An 18,854-nucleotide genomic window follows, 5' to 3' on the forward strand; every position below is an offset into this window, starting at 1 on the left:
TATTCAATTAATGAAATAGGTGTGATCGAAGAAAGACCACACCCCCTTATCACCATTCTTCTGTAACTCTAAATACCGCAACAACAGGTGTTGTTCCACTGAAAGTACCTATCACTAATGAAACAGGCTGCTCATCAGGTAGTTCAAAAGATAAAAGTGTGGCCGTAGATAAGTTCCTGCTTGGACCTTGAGCACCTGCACCAACTCCCTGATAAACTACTTGCCCTCCAGTGAGTGTTGTAGCTGTGTTATTAATTAATAGTGAAGTTTCAGAATCTGGAATAGCCGTATTCGCAGTTGGAAAGTTAGTAAAACTAGTATTCAATGTCCCTCCCACTTTAACTTGGAAATAAATATCAGAAGAAGTTACGATATCTAACCCCTCTAATACAACACTTACTGAGTTAGGCCTAGCAGAACTCGATGGAAAGATTGGCTTTCTCTGAAATGACAGGACAGGTACACCTGCTGTTCCTACAGTAACGGAACGTCGATCCGATGTTATACGAAAAGCAGGATTAAATTCACCTACAATGCTGTACTGCCTTCCACCTACAAAAATATTTCTCGCTTCAGCAACTCCGGTATTTTCAATTTGAGCTCGTATCGGTAAATTGGGATCTGTAAAACTCGTTTCTCCTGTTGGACGATAACGGTTAACAGTTACGACTTCCTGGGCAAGAGTAATCGGATTTTGGACCACAACATTAAACTCAACCACACCGTACCCATACCACGTAAACGTAATTTGAAAAATGTTACCTAATGCTAAATCGAGTGTCAGTCCACTCGGACCCGTGCCATCCAGAGGATCTATATTCCAAGCGGATTGAGGAATTACTTGATCCGTCCCAGCTCTTCTTACACCAATGAATATACCATCTGCTGCACTTTGCCCGTAAAAAGCACCATTCTGATCATCAAATAACCCCCATCGATATACTTGATTACCAGAAACTGCAGTTGGGATTCGAATTCCCAATCCTGCTTGAGCAGCATATCCAGGCATGTAACGCCCTCTCTCAACACTGTCCAGCGTAGCTGAATCTGTAGCTCCACCAGTAACACTTACTTGATATTCAACCGTAGTATTCGTAACAGTCCCACTACCTGTTGTTTCAACTTGATCTCGCAAATCCGACAACCCATAGACAGACGTTAATTCAACGATTGGAGTTCTAGCTGCTGTATTCAGTTCATTAAACTGAGAACTAACTTCAGGACCTACATTTTCAATGATTACTCCTTCACTTACAGGTCCGGTGGCTCCTGTGGCTCCAGTTGCCCCGGTTGCTCCTGTGACTCCAGTAGATCCTGTTGCTCCGGTTACTCCCGTTGCTCCTGTGACTCCAGTAGATCCTGTGGCTCCGGTTACTCCCGTTGCTCCTGTGACTCCAGTTGGACCAGTGGATCCTGTTGCTCCGGTTGCTCCGGTTACTCCTGTGGCTCCAGTAGATCCTGTTGCTCCAGTAGATCCGGTTGCTCCCGTGGCTCCTGTAGCTCCGGTTTCTCCGGTGGCTCCCGTTGCTCCTGTGGCTCCAGTAGATCCTGTTGCTCCGGTGGCTCCGGTTGATCCTGTGGCTCCGGTTGCTCCAGTTGCTCCTGTGGCTCCTGTTACTCCGGTTGCTCCAGTTGCTCCTGTGACTCCAGTTGGACCAGTGGATCCTGTTGCTCCGGTTGCTCCGGTTACTCCTGTGGCTCCAGTAGATCCTGTTGCTCCAGTAGATCCGGTTGCTCCCGTGGCTCCTGTAGCTCCGGTTTCTCCGGTGGCTCCCGTTGCTCCTGTGGCTCCAGTAGATCCTGTGACTCCGGTTGCTCCAGTTGCTCCTGTTGCTCCGGTTACTCCTGTGGCTCCAGTAGATCCTGTTGCTCCAGTAGATCCGGTTGCTCCCGTGGCTCCTGTAGCTCCGGTTTCTCCGGTGGCTCCAGTAGATCCTGTGACTCCGGTTGCTCCCGTTGCCCCTGTTGCTCCTGTTGCTCCTGTAGCTCCTGTAGCTCCGGTTACTCCTGTTGGACCAGTGGATCCTGTGGCTCCGGTTGCTCCCGTTGCCCCTGTGGCTCCTGTTACTCCGGTTGCTCCAGTTGCTCCTGTGACTCCAGTTGGACCAGTGGATCCTGTTGCTCCGGTTGCTCCGGTTACTCCTGTGGCTCCAGTAGATCCTGTTGCTCCCGTGGCTCCTGTAGCTCCGGTTTCTCCGGTGGCTCCAGTAGATCCTGTTGCTCCAGTAGATCCTGTGACTCCGGTTGCTCCCGTTGCCCCTGTTGCTCCTGTTGCTCCTGTTGCTCCGGTTACTCCTGTTGGACCAGTGGATCCTGTGGCTCCGGTTGCTCCCGTTGCCCCTGTGGCTCCTGTTACTCCGGTTGCTCCAGTTGCTCCTGTGACTCCAGTTGGACCAGTGGATCCTGTTGCTCCGGTTGCTCCGGTTACTCCTGTGGCTCCAGTAGATCCTGTTGCTCCAGTAGATCCGGTTGCTCCCGTGGCTCCTGTAGCTCCGGTTTCTCCGGTGGCTCCTGTTGATCCTGTGGCTCCTGTTGATCCTGTGGCTCCTGTTGCTCCAGTTGCTCCTGTGGCTCCTGTTGCCCCTGTTGCTCCTGTGACTCCGGTTGCTCCCGTTGCCCCTGTTGCTCCTGTTGCTCCTGTAGCTCCGGTTACTCCTGTTGGACCAGTGGATCCTGTGGCTCCGGTTGCTCCCGTTGCCCCTGTGGCTCCTGTTACTCCGGTTGCTCCTGTGACTCCAGTTGGACCAGTGGATCCTGTTGCTCCGGTTGCTCCTGTGGCTCCAGTAGATCCCGTGACTCCGGTTGGGCCAGTGGGTCCCGTAGGTCCGCCTGTTCCTTCTATTGATAATAAAGCTATATCATCTACTAGCGCAGGACTACTATTAGGCAAAGTTAACTTTTGAATAAGAACGACCGCAAATGCTGATCCCGGGGGAGCTAAAGATGTAGTTTGATATATTTCTAACCAGGTTCCTGGCGGAGGAAGTCTGTTTGCTTGTATATTTGCCTCTAAACCTCTACTCAGAAGATTAAAATTTGAATCATAGTATTCCACTACAAGTAATATTTGTGGATTAGGATTACTATTTAACTTTGAAAGAGATACTAACAATTCAAAGTTCAAACCTGGGTTCACACTAACCGTCTGGGATATAAAGGAGACTAAATCTGTCGACAATAAAGCACTAAAACTGCCAGAGTGACTTGCTTGTGAAGTCACAGTAGCATTTAATCCCATCCATGGGGGTAATGATCCTGTTTCAAAACCACCGTTTAGTATTCTATTTTCAAATGTCATAGATTCACATCCTTTCTCTTAATTTCTTAAAAATACTTCTTAATACATTATGTTCTTCAATGACTTAATCTTTTTTTTAGCATTTAAGTGCATTAACGACCACATTAGTATTCTATGGTTCTCGATGATAATTGCTTATACAAATATCAAATTTGGACCATTACATTAAAACATTAAAAAAGCAACGCACCATACGCTGTGCGTTGCTTTACTTCCTAATTTAATCCGATTACATTTAACGCTCTTGTATTTACAGTTGCTGTTAATATGTTTGTTCCCGTTACAGTTAATCGAATCTCATAAGTGTGTGGACCAACACCTGGCGTATCAACCCAAGTTAAATTTGGAACATCACTATACAAACGTACAATTCCCGCTGGTTTATCTCCTTCGTCATTTTCTGTGACAGTGGCTAAAACTATTCCATCCCTATACAAAGAATATTCTATAGCAAACTGAAAAGTACTAGACAAACCTACTATAATATCTATTTCTGCTACCGAATCTATTTTCACTGACTGGTCTTCCTCAGTATTCACAGCTACTGTCAACACAGAAGTTTCAACCCCAACTGGTAACACCATAGCAACTTCAGATTGGTCAAACCCAAAAAAATCTACTCCGCCGGCTGGGCCTGTTGCTCCAGTTGGACCTGTTGTGCCTGTTGCTCCTGCTGGACCCGTTGGACCTGTTGCCCCTATTGAACCTGTAGCACCGGTCGCTCCTGCTGGACCCGTTGGACCTGTTGCCCCTATTGAACCTGTAGCACCGGTCGCTCCTGCTGGACCCATTGGACCTGTTGGACCGCGTCTTGCAGGAGGGCATTTATATTTTTTTTGTTTCGAAACTGGATAAATAGGACAACAACCAGAGTACTTAGTTATTTTCAAAATTAATCACCCCCATTACTACTATCTCAAGTTATGCAAAAAAAAATAAACCTGATTGGACTTTTCCAACGATTCGCATCTAAAATCCATATATTAGTAGATATAAATTAATTCTCTATTACTAATATTATTTCATAGGCTTCGAAGGGTTTCCTACGACTATTTCTCTAGCAGGTACATTTTTCGTAACTACTGCTCCTGCTCCAACTACTGCACTCTCCCCGACTACAATTGAAGGAAGTAAGGTAGCATTATTTCCAATTTTTGCTCCTTTTTTAATGATTGGTCCTTGATGTAGAAAGTTCCCCATTCCCATATACTTATCATTGGAAGAAGAAAAACATGGCCCGATAAATACATCATCTTCTATAATCATATCTGCTGTAATATAAGAACCCGTTTGAATTACGACGTTGCTGCCTATGGTAGTATTATTTTCAATAATCGCGTTCCTGCCTATAATACTGGAATTACCGATCGATACATGCTCTCTTATGCTGGCCAGGTCTCCGATAAAAACCCCTGGACTTATGGATACACCTCTATAAATCACACAATTACTCCCAATCGTTACATCCTTTTCGATAACTAAAGGCGACAAAGTGGATCTAGGTTTTCTTGCCATCTTTGCATTACTGCTTGGCGATCTTCCTAGTGAGGTCAAATCGTTAATGTGCACATTTTTACCTATAATCGTGTCTTTCTTAATAACTACATTATGTCCGATAACCACATCGTCCCCAATGGTTACATTTTCTTCTATTACAACATTTTTACCGAACAGCACATTTTTACCTACTTTTACTTTTTGATTATTCATCAATTTATTCCTTTCTGCCAGAGATGTATTTCATTTCTTTTGTAGAAAAGCTCAATAATGGCAGTTTGACAGGCAGCTTATTGTTATGTGACCGATACAAAGCAAAAATAACTTCCAATGCCCTCTTCCCTTCTGATGCATCCATAACTAATACGGTATTGGTTAAAATAGAATCTATAAAATTCTGGTACATTAAAAATTGTTCATCTTTTTTATTACATGCTTCCTTGAGCTCATGTACAAGCTGCTCTTCACCTTCTATATAACAATGCTCAAGCTTATCAAATCCAGTACCACAGAGAATGATCGTCCCTTTTTCAAAATAAAGGGACAGATAATAACCTTGGTTTGCCGGCTTCGTAATTGTGTTTACCTCAATCGTACCCTTTGCTTTATTCGAAAAATGGATGATACCTGCTGCGACATCCTCAATTTCCTTTAAATCATTGTTTCTAGCAATTTCTCCATATACAGTATCCACTTCCCCTAATAACCATACGAGCAGATCAACTAAGTGGATACCTTGATTGACAAGCATTCCTCCATCTTGCTCCCAGCTCCCTCTCCATGCAGCTGATTTATAATAATCTTGGGAACGATTGATTCTAGCAGTCACAGTCCCCAGGTACGGTTCTCCAAGCATGCCGTTTTCCACAAGACTTTTTAACTTCAAGAAAATGGGACGATACCTTAGTTGATGACACACCAGCACTTTTCTTTGCTTTAAACGTGCTAATTTTATTATTTCATCGGCATCCTTGATAGAAAGTGCCAATGGTTTTTCAACGATCACATGTTTACGTTCAAGTAGAGCTTGTTTGGCAATTTTTGCATGCAGACTTGATATCACCGTTATTATAATTACATCTATGTCTGGGTCATGGAGCAGGTACTGATAATCTCCGTATTGTTTGACAGAAGCGCCGCCCGAAATGTTTTTCTGATAGAATGAGGCGGTTTCTTCCATTCTGCCTTTCTGCACGTCACTCACAGCATGTAATTCCATGTTTTCCAGCCTGATTATGGTTTCTACATGTTTCTTAGAAATATAACCGCATCCGATCATTCCTGCCTTCAACATTGCAACATACCCTCGCTTTCACGTAACGCCGTAATGACCTCATCCTGATCTGCCATACCGAGAAGAGGAAATAACGGTATTGCAAAAAGTTCTTTTGAGAGCTGTTCAGCAATAGGAAAGTCACCCACTTTATAACCTAAGTTATGATAAGCACCCTGGAGATGAAGACAGCAAGGATAGTAAATTCCTGTTTGTATTTTTTTCTTTTGGAGGAATTCAATGATTTGCTTTCGAAATGGAGATTTAATACAAAATAGATGATAGACATGGAGGCAGTCTTTAGCCGTTTTTGGCAGTTTCATATGTTTAATCCCTTGAAGTTTATAATGGTAGCGTTCTCCTAAAGCGATTCTTTGTTTATTCCATTGGTCAATGTGGCGCAACCCCACCAGCAAAATGGCCGCATGCAGCTCATCCAGCCGACTGTTATACCCAATGTGCTGATGATGATATTTTTTTATACTGCCGTGTACCCTCAAGGTCTTAAGCTTCTGGCTTAATTTGGAATCAGATGTGGTAATAATTCCCCCATCACCTAAGGTACCGAGGTTCTTTGTCGGAAAAAATGAGAAACAACCAACGTCTCCTAAGCTGCCTGCTGGTTTTCCTTTATACGTTGAACCAAACGCCTGACAAGCGTCTTCAATTACAAGTAAGCCATGCTCACGAGCTATGCGATTGATTGCATCCATTTCAGCACACTGTCCAAACAGGTGCACAGGAATAATAGCTTTCGTAGAAGACGTTATCTTTTCTTTAATTTTATTTGGACATATCGTATATGTCTGAGAATCGATATCTGCAAATACAGGTTTTGCACCTACTCGGGAAATTGCTTCAGCTGTAGAAAAAAAAGTGAATGGAGTGGTAATAACTTCATCTCCCTCACCGATATCAAAAGCGTCAAGCGTAAGTATTAATGCGTCTGTACCATTTGCCACTGCAATTGCACTTGCCACTTCTAATTTTTGTGCAACTGTTTCCTCTAACTGGTTTACGTTCGGACCAAGAATATATTGACCGCTTCGCAGAACCTTTCTCATTTCATCCATTAGCTCCGCTTCGATCATTTCGTATTGTTTTTTTAAATTTATTAACGGAATCATTGTAAAACTCCCTTACCTATATTCAATCCATACTGTATTAATTTATTTTGAATACGCCAAACTGTTCCACTTTTTTATGTCAAAGCAGTGGTTCTTGTAACCCCTTTAATTGCATGGCATATAAAAAAAGTACATCCGTATTTATGAAGGGAACTAAAATATGTCACGCTTGAACAAAAAGAAAGATACTTACGAATTAAATCAAGTTATCGGAGTAGTTGGACTTGGTTATGTAGGACTGCCTGTAGCAATAGCGTTTTCTATGGAATTCAACGTCATTGGTTATGATAGTAATGAAGATAGAATCAGTTCCTTAACTCAATACCATGACTATACGCACGAAATATCTGAAGAACTGCTAAGAGAATCTCAGATTACGTTTACATCGAATGAACAAGAGCTGAGCAGCTGCACCTTCATTATAGTGGCAGTTCCTACACCAATCTCTGCCAACCATGAGCCGGACCTCTCTTACTTAAATAATGCCTCAACAGTTATAGGGAAAAACCTTGCCCCTGGTACAATAGTTGTATATGAATCAACTGTTTTCCCTGGAGCTACAGAAGAGGTGTGTATTCCGATTCTTGAGAGTGAATCAGGATTAAAAGCAGGATCTGACTTTTACGTGGGGTATTCTCCAGAAAGGATTAACCCCAGCGATAAAGAGAACACATTTCAAACGATTAATAAATTAGTAGCTGCTCAAGATGAGAAAACGTTAGACAGAATCCATGCGCTGTACCAACGTGTGATTACTGCCAAAGTATATAAAGCAGCTTCGATTAAGGTTGCCGAGGCATCTAAAATTATAGAGAATACACAACGCGATATTAATATCGCATTTATGAACGAGATCTCTGTCATATTCGATAAGTTGGGGATCAATACGCATGAAGCAATCAACGCCGCTTCGACAAAATGGAATTTTACCCCCTATTATCCCGGTCTGGTCGGTGGCCATTGTATAGGAGTAGATCCCTACTATTTAATTCATAAATCGAAATCTGTTGGATATACCCCGAAACTCCTTGAATCAGCAAGGGAGATAAATGATTACATGCCTGAATATATTGTGAAGACTTTGTTAGAAAAAATTAAGATTCAAAAAAAGAATATAAAAGGTCTCTCCGTTACTGTTCTAGGAATTACATTTAAACAAAATATTCCTGACACCAGAAATTCTAAAGCTATTGAAATAGTAGAGAAATTAAAGAAATTGAGTATAGACGTCCAGGTTTGTGATCCCCATGTCGACCATCAACACTTTAAAGGTGAGTTATGCGATTTACACCAATTAAAGAAATCGGATGTATTGATTTTAGCTGTACCTCATAAATGTTTCACCAGCCTGCCGGTAAGTACTTTTCAAAGTTTATTAAAGAAAGACAATGGAATCATTATAGATATTAAAGGTGTCTTAAACAAAGATGAGCTTGGAGAGGACATTATCTTGTGGAACCTTTAAGTGAACAGGTCTCCTATTTTTAAGCCCGTTCAGTGCTTTCTAAATCGCTAAAACTACTAGATTTCCCCATTTATTCTTGGTAGAATAGTTATTAGAAAAATTAACCAATTCAAAATCCAGCTTTTATTTTTTCGCAGCCAACCGGTTAAGAAAAGAAAATTGCTGACAGAAAGGGGATTTTATGAAGAAATTCGTTTGTTTTCTTGTTGGCATAATTGTGGTTCTTTCCGCCTGCACAGAAACCGATTCAGAGAGCGAATACACCATAGAGGAAGCACAAAAAAACGGGGATGTCATTGTGGAGCACCGGGTTGATAATTTTGACCAAATCACTCAGGGAGCACTTGATATCGAAAATATTGAGAAAATGACAACACTGCTTGAAAAAGCGGAGAACGGAGAAGCGTACACGGTAGACGTTTCGATTTTTAATCCGGATGGTAGCCATTATAAGAACACGTTTAAAACCGATGGAGAAATGATTACATTTGAGAATAACTATGGCGAATATAAGCAAGCACCAAAGGGAACCTTCTCTTGTCAATATATTATGAAGCGTGGCCCGATGATTTATGTGAGTCAGTGTGAATCGGAGGAAGGAAAAGAACACTCTACTTTGCTTGGGTTTATTGGTAAGGAGGAAGCTTTTAAGGAAGCAGAGTAATCTCAACAGTTCATACGATTCAAGAGAAAAATCCGAGCGGCATCGAATTGAAACCAAAACATTCGATAAATCGTTCGGATTTTTCTTTGCCACTATTAATATTCAATTCTACTTTCCATTACTTCAATTGCGGCTCATTATTCATTTGAAATAAACTCTATTGATTACCAATTGACACCTCTGTTTTTAGCCAGTGCATAAAGTCTTCTTATTCTATTTTTTCACTTCAATTACACTAAATTTACATTTTGTTAAAAGAATTCTGCCACATCCCACATGCTATAGTGGGACTATACAGATAAGGGAAACCCCCTTAATGTAAAGTAATTCAGGTAAAGGAGAGATTAGGAATGGAACTAAAAAATATTTTTAAAACTGCAGGTGTCGGAGTATTATCGATAGGCGTATTGGCTGGTTGCGCTGGCGGCGAAGAAAGCAGTGCAGAAGATGAATACTTGACAGACAATGATGTTGAACAATTCTATACTGAAGAAGAGTTGAACACATGGGCTGAAGATAATGGTCTTCTTGAAGAAGGTAATGCTGGCGCTGATGCCGAAGAACCAGACTTAGATGAAGAACCTTCTGAGGAACAAGGTAATGCTGGTGCTGACGCCGAAGAACCAGACTTAGATGAAGAACCAGCAGAAGAAAATAGCACTTCTTAATTATAGAATTGAGAGGATTATCAAGTAAGTGAAGCAGGCTTACTAACTTATTTAAAACTTAATTTTAAAATGACGCTTTGATGACAAGTTACGTCTTGAAATTTCTCACTTGTAACCAAAACGTTAGTTTGAAAAATATAGTCTCTTTTATAAGGGTATTCTCATATGAGAATACCCTTTTTGATTAAACAAGTTTAACTAATTTTGAAAAGAGCTTCAATAAACGTTTAACTATCAAATATAAATTACGGTAGATTCATCCCAAGGGAGAAGATTATATCATGAAGAAAAACAGACAAGTCATTTTCATTCTATTATTGATCATTACATTTTATATAATACTTTTCAGCGGATATTCCTCTACTATCAAATCTCTAGCGTTCGCTGTTTATTTTTTGATCGTGTTGTCCGTATGCTATAAGTTAATGCTGGAAAACCGGTCTCCCTATAAGACACTTTTGTGGATGTATGCTATTTTTTTCCTTCCGGTGGTTGGATATGTCTTTTTCATTTATTCGGGCCAACTGCAGGTTAGAGGGCATTTGTTTCAGAATGAAGGCGAAGATTATACGAAGTACTTTAACGATTCGAATTCGAATGAAAAGACTGTGTTTAGTCAATGGGAAAAGATGAGTCAAAATGAGCGGTTTATCTCTAATATAATCGACAAGGACATAAAATTTCCGGTCAATTTTCACTCGGAAACCTCCGTGTTAAAAAATGGTCAGGAAACCTTCACGGCTATCAAGGGAAGTTTAATTTACGCTCAGGAGTACATTCATATGGAGTATTATACATTTCGAGATGACCAAATCGGACAGGATATAATCAACATTTTAATTGACAAATCTAAACAAGGCCTCGAGGTGAAGGTTATTTACGATGCTTTCGGAAGTATAAAAATGTCTAAGAAGACGATTCGTAAAATGAAAGAAGCCGGAGTGGATATGGCTTGTTTTCTTCCTATTAAACATGGTTTCTTTAACCAAAAAATCAACTTTCGCAATCATCGAAAAATCATTGTGGTCGATGGTGTAACCGGATTTGCAGGCGGATTGAACATCGGCGATGAATACCTAGGGAGAAATCCAAACATAGGATTTTGGCGTGATACACATCTAATGATTAAAGGGGAAGCAATACGAAGTCTTCATGAGATATTTTTTAAAGATTGGTCGTATTTAAAAAAACAGTCATTAAACTCTGACAGGTATCCGATTACACAAAGAACTTCGGCTGACGATGGCGGTGTGCAGGTTGTGGCCAGCGGGCCTGATACAAACCAGGGTATTATGAATGAACTTTATTTTAATATGATTTCTTCGGCACAACGTTCCCTGTGGATTGCAACCCCCTACTTTGTTCCCAACAAAGACATTCGCACAGCCCTTTTAATGGCTGCAAAAAAAGGGGTCGATGTTAAATTAATTGTACCAGAGGTCAGTGATGGGTTTCTCACGCAATATGCCACACGTTCTTATTTTAATGAGCTTCTCAATAATGGGATTCATGTTTTTTTGTATCAAAAAGGGTTTATGCATCAGAAAATCATGATTGTTGATGGTCAATACGCCTCAATTGGTACCGCAAATGTTGACTTTAGAAGCTTAAATCTTAATTTCGAAGTGAATGTCTTTCTATACCATACTTCAAGTGTTACGGACCTCGTCGACAATTACAAAGAGGATTTAGAAGAGAGTTATAAAGTCAATATGGATAATTACGAACAAAGAGGGATAATCGTTCAAACCAAGGAGTCCTTCGCTCGACTATTTTCACCAGTCCTATAATTATAATATTTATTAAGGAGGAATATAAATGGATTTTATTAATTATTTCAGAAACAGCCTGATTGATGGTGAACGCTATGCTACTCGATACAATGAAATTGCTGATCAGGCTATCTATCTTTCCCCGGATTCTATTACCGAAGGACGAGTTTCAGTAGACACGAAAGAATTTTTTTCTGCTGAGCAGACGGCAAAAGAAGTACTCATTAATCCACTTCTCCTTCAGAAAGAGTCCAATGAGGTTATTGCACCATTATGGATTCCTGCAAACCTTTTACCGACTGGTGAACTAGTACCTCATCCAAGAGACATTCCATGGATGTCTCATTATTACCTATCTCCCTCACCATCAGGAGAAACATCTGTTGGGTACATGGAAGATTACGAGAAGTTTTTTTCTAATCGCAGTTTCCATTTCCAAAATTGGCAGGAATATATTACGTTCGCTGCTGACCTTTTCTCTTACGTAACCGGTCATACCTTTCATAATTTTTCTCATCAATATTATGAAAAAATGGTACAGGGAGCTCTCTCCATTAAACGGGACAATACTGGGAACAAAATGCACCTTATCAGCATATTAGACGATTTAAAGAATAAAACTCAGGAAGAACTTCCTTCTCTTTTCCGACGGTTTATTTCCTTTAATGAGGAAGAAAAAGAAGAGATAAATTTTCAAAGCTCTTATTATTCATCTCACAATCGTCATCTGGGTCATTTACCAGGGACAGATTCGCTTTCAACTTCACAGCGTCAGGCGCTGACCCATTTTTTTGAAAAAGAAAATGGCAGTATTTTAGCACTCAATGGACCCCCAGGAACTGGTAAATCGATGCTCTTAACGAGTATTATGGCTTCCTTTTTCGTTGAAAGTGCCATAGATCAGCAGGACGCCCCTCCTCTTCTCGTCGCAACTGCACATGATCATTTTACTGCGATTGATTTGGCGGAAGATTATTTAGTATCCGGTAATCGTTTTCATGAAAAAAGATGGATTCCAGGAATGGATAGCTATTCTCTATATGCAAGCACGGATTACCTTGCGAATATGACTGTTCCTCATTACTCGGAGAATAACGCTTCTTTCAAAAAAAATGTGGAATCTCAAAACTATGCCGAACATGCAGAAAATGTGTATCTTGAAAACGCAGCACAGTACTTTAATCGAAAGTCCGGAAGTATAAAAGAAGCAGTTAATTCGCTTCATGATGAGCTCACCACGGTCGTTTTAGAAATTCGCTCAGCCTGCCGAATTTTAAATAACGATGTTGACAAAGAAATTCAACAGTGGCTTCAATTACAAAACGTGGGAACAGGTGTGAAAGAAGATATGGCTGATATCCTTGACACTCATTATCGAACGAAAGCTTTTTCTCTTGCGGCTCGTTATTGGGAAGGACGTTGGCTCATGGAGCATGTTCCTCAAAAGAACGTACCTTTTATGGATCTAATGCAATCAATAAGAAAAATCACCCCGCTTCTTGTGGTTCCAATTCATCAGCTGCCTGTCTTTTTTAAGGCAAGTCCTTCTCAAGCCCCAGCTTATGAATGCATTGACTGGCTGCTGATTGAGGAAGCAGGTCAGCTATTACCAGAAGTTGCCGCAGCAGCTGTGGCATTTACGAAGAATATATTAGCTATAGGAGATGTACAACAAGTTAAGCCACAGTGGAATATTACCAAAACATTTGATTTTGCGAATATAGTGAATAGCGGATGGGAAGAAGAAAATGGACTCCTTGAACCCCAATTGATTCACAGCGGTTTTGCTGCAAGCAGCGGATCAATGCTCCGCGTTAGTCAGCGTATGAGCGCGGTTCGTATGCATCCTGACATGAGTGGATTGTTCCTAACAGAGCATAGGAGAAGTGTACCTGAAGTAATCCGCTATTGTAATGAATTGGTTTATCATAATTGGCTTCAGTCTGTTCGTCCGTCCATAAAAAAATATCCTTTGCCCCATCTTGGTATATTGGATGTAAAAGGCGAAGTCACTCAGCATAAGGGTGGTTTATCAAACAAAAAAGAGGCAAATCGAATAATTGATTGGATGAAAGAAAATAAAAAACAGCTACAGTCCTATTACGAAACGGAAGATCTATCATCAGTTATAGCTATTGTGACACCCTTTCCTGAACAAAAGGAATTACTTGAACAGCTATTAGATGAACACCTATTTAATGGTTTCACTGTAGGGACCATTCATATGATGCAAGGAGCATCAAGACCAGTCATCCTTTTTTCGAGTGTGTACCAAAAAGGGACATCTGAACATTTAAATTTTGATGAAGATGAATCCTTTTTAAATGTCGCGGTGTCCAGGGCAGAAGACTCTTTCTTAGTTTTCGGTGACATTAATATATTTCAAAAAGAACGCAACTCTCCTTCTTCCTTGCTTATGAACTATCTAGAAGAACTTTAAACGGTTTAATAAAAAAGCGTTTCTCACTTATCCTTTTAGGCATTGTAGTGGTTTTTTCATAAGTTATTTCTTAGCAACAATTATTTCAAATCCACCATTTTGCCACTTACAATAAATAGGAGCCATGTCATTTAACAGACACGGCTCCTAAAATATTTACTCTAAAAATTAAAATTAATAAGGGCTCTCGGCTCGAACAATGTGGGAAATATCTTTATGTTTTGCAGCTTCGACAGTACCGGACGATTCAGTGATTTCTTCAGATACAGAAGGATTAATCACATCAGATAAAATCGGTATTGTCATTAATATTCGCTACTCACATTTCCTTAGGTGGACCTTTTTCCTCTGAAGTCCTCAACTTAACTAATTCCTCTAATAACTAGTAAATTACAACATTGAAATAACTAAAATAGTGAGTACATATACTATTAAAATAGAAGATAAAAACTTAATTTGAAAGGATGGTTTAATTATGAATGTAAAATTAGTTGGGACATTATTACTTATCACTGTATTCTTGTCTGCCTGCACAAATGCAGAACCAACTACATCATCAGAACTTCCTAAGTCCTGGATCGTTTATCAGGGCAACAAATACACCTATAATACTAATTACACAACAGAGGAAGTGAAAAAATTTGAACTCACCCCTACTGGTGAAGTTACCGGAGAAGACGATGGAACCAAACGAAATCTCGAAATCTATAAAGATATCAGCAGCAAATCCATACTTATCAAGGATGAGGCAAATAGCACGCGACCATGGTTGAGGTATAGCTTAAAACTGGATTAAAATTCTGTGATTATAGAACTACAGCAACTAGAAAGCATATGCTTAATTTCCTGTTTTTGGAAATAATGAAGGTTTTTTGACTGGATCTGTCGTAATTAGTTTACTAAGCGCGCTTTACAAAAAAATAGGAGGAGGAACTGTAACATGAAAGCAAAACGATTAACAGCACTTACACTTGCTTTGTCAGTCACTCTATTACCAGCTTTTACGTCAGCATCACCAGTCGAAATAAATGAGGTAAAAACAACACTGAACGGTAAGCAGATAGAAATGCTGCCAACAGCAAAGAAAAAGCAAAAGAATAAAGAAGAAGCTATTGTCGAACGAGCAACTACTGTTGAAATTCTTGATACTAAAGGAAAAAAAGTAGGATCAACGAAATTTGACGCTACCTCGGCAAATAAATCAAAATCTGAAAGTAAAGCACAAGTTGCTGCTACACGAACAGTAACTGTTCTGGCAGTAGCAGACGAGGAGTATCGTGCTGCACATAGTAATTGGCAAACACTTGTACAAAATGCTGTTGAACAAGCCGATGATGCCTTTAACCGGGACCATGCAATTGATTATCAAGTAACTGGACTTGGTAATTGGAGTTCTCAGGGAGGTAATGCTTCGCAAATTCTATACGATTTGGAAGCTGACTGGAGCGGATACAGCAACTATGATTTTGTCGTAGGTTTTACAAGGGACACCAACTTTAATTCAGGTGGAATCGCATATGTTTACCCATCAGCTCCTAGCGGAAGTGCATTCAGTGTAAACTTGGACCAGGGGGCGTACAATACATGGCACGCTGCCCAACATGAATTCTCTCATAACTTTGGTCTCCCGCATGACGCCCAAGGCAGCGGTATTAAGTGTATTATGAATTATGACTATTCCTATCAAGTTGACTATTGGGATGCAGATCACGATGCCAAAATAGAAAATAATGAACACTGGTATTAAGTATAGCTCTTCACAATGAAGACCGTTGAAATGACGGTCTTTTTTCTTTTGCCTGAAAATCATTTATCAAGCTTTAGGGATACAACGAACAAAGCCCGCAACGTATTTGTAACGTCCAGGCTTTATCTTCTAATGGCTATTCCATTGATTTACCCTTCATTCGCTCTACCCATTTATGGAGAAGATTATTAAAACGGGCCAGATTATTATGAATTTTAATGGCCACTTCTTCATTATAAGTATGAACGATCAAATTACGATCATTTACCATTTCCAAAGCCAGAACGGCCTCTTCATCTTCCAACAAGTGGACCTCCCTGCAACTGCGAATGACACTCTTCGGCGAGCCAGCATCCACCCCTTCTATGTCATAGGAGAAGTCGGGGAGAGAGATTCGATAGCGATATCGATATCTGAACTATGTTTTTCTTCATGTCGCGCCCAAGAACCAAATAAGTAAACACACGCTTTTTCCTTGCCAAGTTGTTCATTCAAAATCAATCTTAGTTGTTCTAAAATTTGCTTCCGTAAACCTGCAGGACATCCCATAATATCGCCCTCCTCTTTATTTCCCATTATAGCATATGTATATCTTCTCTTTGATGGATTTTTCCTCTCCACTAAGTGTATGGCCGACGATACATTAATTAATTATCAGTTTTTGCTATCTACAGAAAATCTTTATATTGAAGATTTAATGGTCGATTCTTTTAATTTTTTATCAACTTAAAGTATCTTTACCTTGCTGACACTCTTATTTTCGCCTGTTTTCTATCATGCCATTGGGAAGTATCGGCAGGGAGGTCATGAGAACTCATTAGTGAAGCAAAAATTTCACAACAAGGTGAAGAGGCCACACGGAGAACGATTAACCACCCCCATAGTGATAGTAGGAAGCAAGATTCAGGCTCGTACTATTGCTCTATTCCTGCTACCCCGAAGCCCCCGGCTCCAGAATGAGTCGAAATCATACCGCCCGCTTGGATCCATCTTATATTTTGAAATCCGTTTTCTTTGGCAACCTCATCCATCTGTTGTTTGATTCTTTCATCGAGCCCTATTGAATAGATAAAATAAAGCTGCTCTCTATCAATGTTGAATTCATTTAAGTAACCACTCAAGAGTTTTTCAGCAGCTCCACTCATTTTCCCGCGGTACTTCTTTGTAGACATAAGCTTTCCATCCTTCAACTCTATGCATGGCTTTATTTTCAACAAAGCTCCAATCAGAGAAGCCATATTGCTTACCCTTCCTCCCGCTTTAAGAAACTCCAGGCTGCCTGGTATGAAAGCCAGCCTTGATTTAGGAACGATTGCCTCTATTTTTTCAACTAAGTTTTCCGGTTCAATGCCAGGTTCTTTTTCTAAAACTTTAGCGGCGTATAATATTATCGCAGCTAATCCTCCAGTAACGTTCAGAGCATCAATGAGGAAAATGTCTTCAAATTCTTCCGCAGCAATGACAGCATTTTGAAAAGAAGATGACGCTTTTGATGTATAACCAATATGTATAATGATGCAATCAGGGAAATTCTCTCTTATACTTGCAAAAAACGCTTGATACTCATGAGCATTTGTGGAGGTAGTGGAGGGTATTTTCTTCGTACGTCCGTAATAGTCATAAATATCCTGGACCGGCAAAGAGCCGTCTAAATAATCCTTCCCATCCATAATGATGTGCATAGGAACTACTTGAACATCGTACTTTTTTGCTAAATCACCCGGTAAGTCGGCACCGCTTTCGGTCGATAAGATTATCTTTCGCATTCTATTTCCCCCTTGGTTATATTTAGATCCGCGTTCACTCTTCCAGCATTATGCTTAATTATACATAAGAAAACCGTATTAGCATTATGATAACATTTATTTGCCGTACTTTTAGTTCACACTTCGGGAATTTGATTATGCCGCAGGTGTTAAGATTTAAGAACAACTTGAGCACAAATAAAAAACACCCCTATTGGGATGCTGAACAATTATTAGTTTTAATCCACTCTTTTTTCAGTTACTTCTTTAAAGGTAACCTCGATGTCATTATCTAATAATTCTTGTACCGTAAATATCATTCTGCCATTCGAATTCATCTCTTCAATTCTTTCTAAAAGCATCTCTCTTATCACGTCACCTAATAATTTATGCTGATATTCCTCAATAAGCTCTTCTGTGAATATACTAGTGAAAGCAACTTCGTAATAAAAATGAGCAAGGTTGACACTTAATAACTTATCGCCTTCGTGTTTACTTCTATTAGCTGTATAATAATTCCCTAAATCATCTTTAACCACATCGGTATGAATTCGCAAGTAGTTAATGTCATCGTTTGGCTGATTTCTTTCATGCATAAAAACACATCTCCTTCTTTATCTCTGCATCATGAATTTCGTTAAATAGAGTTTCATTCTATTATAAATTGTAATATGTCATGAAAGTCCATCTTACATGGTAGATTTTCATAATACAAAGAAGTTGGACCGCCATTAACGATCTTCTCATAACACTATTCTCAACAATACTGTTGCGTAAAGTAATTATGTGAAATCTTCCTTTAACTCAATATTTATAATCAAAGAGGAGCCATACCTTGTTGAAGATATGCCACCAATATATTAAGATTTGAATTCAAGGTAATTTATATTTATGAGACCGCCCTTTAAAAAGGCGGTAATCTAACTATTATTCTTCTTTTTCTTCAACAAATTTTAAAAAAATGTAGTCTAATTTTTCTCCAGAATAACAAGTGAAGAAATCATTGGTACCAATCCAACTGGGCTCTGAGATACTACTTTCCATCCCTCTTGAAGAAGTTGATTTAACTCACTTACATTATTCTTTTTATCGGATTGATAATTAACTGTGATCGCTTTTTGCATAATACACCTCCTCGAACCAAATATGCTAACTGTT

General features: G+C 39.8%; 18 protein-coding genes. 7 read left to right on the forward strand and 11 right to left on the reverse strand.

Annotated features, from left to right (window positions below; translation table 11 throughout):
- Positions 1-49: 49 nt before the first annotated feature.
- The 5 genes from VBD025_RS01220 to VBD025_RS01240 all read right to left on the reverse strand — a co-directional run bounded on the left by VBD025_RS01220 (position 50) and on the right by VBD025_RS01240 (position 7,195).
- Positions 50-3,298, reverse strand: coding sequence for an NTTRR-F1 domain (locus VBD025_RS01220; protein ID WP_430788532.1), 3,249 nt, complete (start codon positions 3,296-3,298; stop codon positions 50-52).
- Positions 3,299-3,513: 215 nt separating this feature from the next.
- Complete coding sequence (locus tag VBD025_RS01225; RefSeq protein ID WP_430788534.1) at positions 3,514-4,188, reverse strand: collagen-like triple helix repeat-containing protein; 675 nt, start codon at positions 4,186-4,188, stop codon at positions 3,514-3,516.
- Between the two features lie 127 nt (positions 4,189-4,315).
- A complete protein-coding gene (locus VBD025_RS01230; RefSeq protein ID WP_430788536.1) occupies positions 4,316-5,008 on the reverse strand; it encodes a DapH/DapD/GlmU-related protein in 693 nt (230 codons plus the stop codon).
- A gap of 4 nt (positions 5,009-5,012) precedes the next feature.
- On the reverse strand, positions 5,013-6,089 hold the full coding sequence (locus VBD025_RS01235; RefSeq protein WP_430788538.1) for a Gfo/Idh/MocA family protein: 1,077 nt from the start codon (positions 6,087-6,089) through the stop codon (positions 5,013-5,015).
- Positions 6,083-7,195, reverse strand: coding sequence for a DegT/DnrJ/EryC1/StrS family aminotransferase (locus VBD025_RS01240; protein WP_430788540.1), 1,113 nt, complete (start codon positions 7,193-7,195; stop codon positions 6,083-6,085). Before VBD025_RS01240 ends, VBD025_RS01235 begins: the two co-directional genes overlap by 7 nt.
- Positions 7,196-7,355: 160 nt before the next feature.
- Between VBD025_RS01240 and VBD025_RS01245 the strand changes: the two genes are divergently transcribed.
- From VBD025_RS01245 to VBD025_RS01265, 5 genes are all read left to right on the forward strand, one after another.
- Positions 7,356-8,660, forward strand: a complete 1,305-nt coding sequence (locus tag VBD025_RS01245; protein WP_430788542.1) for a nucleotide sugar dehydrogenase — start codon at positions 7,356-7,358, stop codon at positions 8,658-8,660.
- 181 nt (positions 8,661-8,841) lie between these two features.
- Complete coding sequence (locus tag VBD025_RS01250; protein WP_430788544.1) at positions 8,842-9,324, forward strand: hypothetical protein; 483 nt, start codon at positions 8,842-8,844, stop codon at positions 9,322-9,324.
- Between the two features lie 350 nt (positions 9,325-9,674).
- Positions 9,675-9,992 carry a hypothetical protein gene (locus tag VBD025_RS01255; RefSeq protein WP_430788546.1) on the forward strand — a complete coding sequence of 106 codons (318 nt, stop codon included), beginning with the start codon at positions 9,675-9,677 and terminating at the stop codon, positions 9,990-9,992.
- 281 nt (positions 9,993-10,273) lie between these two features.
- Entirely contained in the window at positions 10,274-11,782 is a 1,509-nt protein-coding gene (gene cls / locus VBD025_RS01260; RefSeq protein ID WP_430788548.1) for a cardiolipin synthase, read from the forward strand.
- Between the two features lie 28 nt (positions 11,783-11,810).
- A complete protein-coding gene (locus VBD025_RS01265) occupies positions 11,811-14,204 on the forward strand; it encodes a DEAD/DEAH box helicase (protein WP_430788550.1) in 2,394 nt (797 codons plus the stop codon).
- A gap of 174 nt (positions 14,205-14,378) precedes the next feature.
- On the opposite strand, the gene VBD025_RS01270 is transcribed toward VBD025_RS01265, so the two are convergent.
- Complete coding sequence (locus VBD025_RS01270) at positions 14,379-14,510, reverse strand: hypothetical protein (protein WP_430788552.1); 132 nt, start codon at positions 14,508-14,510, stop codon at positions 14,379-14,381.
- A gap of 169 nt (positions 14,511-14,679) precedes the next feature.
- Between VBD025_RS01270 and VBD025_RS01275 the strand changes: the two genes are divergently transcribed.
- Both VBD025_RS01275 and VBD025_RS01280 read left to right on the forward strand, forming a co-directional pair.
- Positions 14,680-15,000, forward strand: coding sequence for a hypothetical protein (locus VBD025_RS01275; RefSeq protein WP_430788554.1), 321 nt, complete (start codon positions 14,680-14,682; stop codon positions 14,998-15,000).
- 144 nt (positions 15,001-15,144) lie between these two features.
- Positions 15,145-15,951 carry a zinc-dependent metalloprotease gene (locus VBD025_RS01280; protein ID WP_430788556.1) on the forward strand — a complete coding sequence of 269 codons (807 nt, stop codon included), beginning with the start codon at positions 15,145-15,147 and terminating at the stop codon, positions 15,949-15,951.
- A gap of 136 nt (positions 15,952-16,087) precedes the next feature.
- On the opposite strand, the gene VBD025_RS01285 is transcribed toward VBD025_RS01280, so the two are convergent.
- The 5 genes from VBD025_RS01285 to VBD025_RS01305 all read right to left on the reverse strand — a co-directional run bounded on the left by VBD025_RS01285 (position 16,088) and on the right by VBD025_RS01305 (position 18,820).
- Complete coding sequence (locus VBD025_RS01285; RefSeq protein ID WP_430788558.1) at positions 16,088-16,309, reverse strand: nucleotidyltransferase substrate binding protein; 222 nt, start codon at positions 16,307-16,309, stop codon at positions 16,088-16,090.
- A gap of 5 nt (positions 16,310-16,314) precedes the next feature.
- The gene (locus VBD025_RS01290; RefSeq protein WP_430788560.1) at positions 16,315-16,500 is read right to left on the reverse strand and encodes a nucleotidyltransferase family protein; all 186 of its coding nucleotides are present in this window, start codon (positions 16,498-16,500) and stop codon (positions 16,315-16,317) included.
- 365 nt (positions 16,501-16,865) lie between these two features.
- Positions 16,866-17,717, reverse strand: coding sequence for a DegV family protein (locus VBD025_RS01295; RefSeq protein ID WP_430788562.1), 852 nt, complete (start codon positions 17,715-17,717; stop codon positions 16,866-16,868).
- A gap of 218 nt (positions 17,718-17,935) precedes the next feature.
- Entirely contained in the window at positions 17,936-18,292 is a 357-nt protein-coding gene (locus VBD025_RS01300) for a hypothetical protein (protein WP_430788564.1), read from the reverse strand.
- A 372-nt stretch (positions 18,293-18,664) separates the two neighbouring features.
- Entirely contained in the window at positions 18,665-18,820 is a 156-nt protein-coding gene (locus tag VBD025_RS01305) for a hypothetical protein (protein ID WP_430788566.1), read from the reverse strand.
- Positions 18,821-18,854 lie beyond the last annotated feature (34 nt).

The organism is Virgibacillus flavescens, from assembly GCF_050574275.1.
GTDB lineage: Bacteria > Bacillota > Bacilli > Bacillales > Amphibacillaceae > Virgibacillus_F > Virgibacillus_F flavescens.